Genomic DNA, 2,549 nt, shown 5'->3' with positions numbered 1-2,549 from the left:
TTTATATTTTGTTTCTATTGAATAAGACATTATTTTCATAGAAAAAACACCTCCGTATGATTCATTTTAAATGAATTCAACGAAAGTGTTTTTATTTTATTCCCACTAATTGGGGTCAGTTCAGGACACCCCTCCTATTTTTTATCTATAATTTGACCCATACAAATTTAACTTCTGTATAATTATTTAACGCGTAAGTTCCCATTTCTCTACCAATACCTGATTGCTTGTAACCACCAAATGCTGCAGCTGGGTCTTCTAAGTTATAATCATTTATCCAAACAGTTCCTGCCTCTAGTTGATTTGTTACATTAATTGCTCTTTGAATATCTTTTGTCCATACTGCCGCAGCTAAACCATATTCACTATCATTAGCTCTTTCCACTACTTCTTGTTCTGTTTCAAACGGTAATATACATGCTACAGGTCCGAAAATTTCTTCTTGAACAATACGCATATCATCTGTTAAGTCGGTGAACACAGTAGGGGGTACAAAATATCCTTTACTATCTTCTAGAGGTTGTTGGTAGGCTATGGTGCCACCTTCCTTTACTCCTATATCTATATATTCTTCAACACGTTGTTGCTGTTTGCGTGAAATTAATGGTCCCATATCTGTATCTTTTTCAGTGCCAGATCCGATTTTAATTTGTTTTGTTTGCTCAATAAATTTTTCAATAAACTCTTTATAAATCGAAGATTGTACAAATATTCTAGTACCAGCACTACAATTCTGTCCATGATTATACATTACTCCATCAACCGCAGTTGTTGCTGCTTCAGACAAATCAGCGTCTTCAAATATAATATTAGCCGATTTTCCTCCTAATTCTAAAGTAATATTCTTAATTGTATCTGCAGCTTTTTTCATTATCCCTTTTCCTGTTTCCGTAGATCCTGTAAAAGCAATTTTACGTATTTTAGGATGAGTTGAAATTGCTTCTCCTGTTACTAGCCCTCTACCCGGAACCACATTAACAACACCTTCAGGTATACCTGCCTCTTTAATTAATTGTGCAGCATACAATAATGATAAAGGAGTTTGTTCTGCCGGTTTTATCAAAATTGTACATCCAGTTGCAAGAGCCGCCCCCATTTTCCAAGAAGCCATGTTCAATGGAAAATTCCACGGAATAATTTGTCCTACAACGCCTATAGGTTCATGTACTGAATAATTAAAATACTTGGGACTTATTGGTGTCGTCTGACCTAATACTTTAGTAGCCCAACCTGCATAATATCTAAATTGATTAATTGCTCCTGGTATGTCGTCTGAAAGCGCGATTTCATATGACTTGCCGTTATCTAATGCTTCTAAATAAGCTAACTCTTCTTTGTTTTCTTCTAATAAATCCGTGAATTTTATGATTAAATCACTACGTTCTTGTGCAGTTAATTGACTCCACTCACCTTTAAAGGCTTTTTCAGCACATTCTACTGCATAATCGATATCTTTTGAATTCGCTTCTGCAACTCGGGTAATAAGTGTATCATCTGCTGGGTTATATACCTCAAAAGTGTTGTGATTTTCACTACTTACGTAATCGTTATTAATGAATAATCCGATATCATCTTTAATAAATTTTTGTACTTTTGCTGGCATTTTGATTGTTTTTGTCATAGTATTCCTCCTAATTTAAAGTTGAAATAATTTCTTTTAATCTTTTTGTTTCTTCTGTGTTTAAGTTTCTTCTTGGTGGCCTACTAGGTCCACCGTTTAATCCTTTAATTTCCATACCTGCTTTAACAATTTGTACATACTTTCCACTATCTTCTATAAATTGCAATAATGGTAAAAGTTTCTTATATGTTTCATGTGCAGAATTAAAATCTTTTGACTCTATTTTTTTATATAACTCTTTGGTTAAATTCGGAGCTAAATTTCCTGCAACTGAAACCCACCCTTGAGCTCCCATTACAATAGACTCAAACGCTAAGTCATCACTACCACAGAATAATGTTAAATTATTACCTGTAGCGTAATGTATATCTCTTAATTTTTGAATAGAACCACTCGATTCTTTTAAATGCGTAATATTTTTTATGTTGTTACCTAAATCAATTAATGTATTTTGACCAATATCTATTCCTGTAGTAAAAGGATTGTTATAAATCATGACTGGTAAAGACGTACTCTCAGCAATATCTTTAAATTGATGATAAACTTCTTCATCAGTAGGATGTGCATAATATGAGTTTATAACTAAAACGCCATCTGCCCCTAAATTTTCAGCAGATTGTGTTAAACGAATAGCATCATTTGTATATTCACTTGCCGTGCCAACAATAATGGGAAAAGCACCATTTACAGTTGATATAACTGTTTTAATTATTTCTTCTTTTTCCTTTTCTGTTAATGAAACAAACTCTCCTGTGCTCCCATTTATTACAAGTCCAGAGACTTTTTGTTTAATAAAGTAATTAACATTTTCTTTTAAACCTTCGTAATTTATTTCAAAATTTTCTTTCATAGGTGTTATGATAACTGGGTATACCCCTTTGAATTTTTCCATTTTCATTTCTCCTTTAATGTTTTATTTTTTAATTAA

General features: G+C 32.7%; 2 protein-coding genes. Both read right to left on the bottom strand.

The features are described 5' to 3' along the window. Nucleotides 1-145: 145 nt before the first annotated feature. Nucleotides 146-1,621, bottom strand: coding sequence for an aldehyde dehydrogenase family protein (locus KA845_RS02185; protein WP_021459400.1), 1,476 nt, complete (start codon nucleotides 1,619-1,621; stop codon nucleotides 146-148). A 10-nt stretch (nucleotides 1,622-1,631) separates the two neighbouring features. Then, nucleotides 1,632-2,513, bottom strand: a complete 882-nt coding sequence (dapA, locus tag KA845_RS02180) for a 4-hydroxy-tetrahydrodipicolinate synthase (protein WP_021459399.1) — start codon at nucleotides 2,511-2,513, stop codon at nucleotides 1,632-1,634. Nucleotides 2,514-2,549: the final 36 nt, after the last annotated feature.

It is taken from the genome of Staphylococcus sp. GDX8P114P-2 (assembly GCF_017892945.1).
GTDB lineage: Bacteria > Bacillota > Bacilli > Staphylococcales > Staphylococcaceae > Staphylococcus > Staphylococcus arlettae.
The sequence above is the reverse complement of the archived record's forward strand: the minus strand, read 5'-3'. Positions and strand labels throughout refer to the sequence as shown.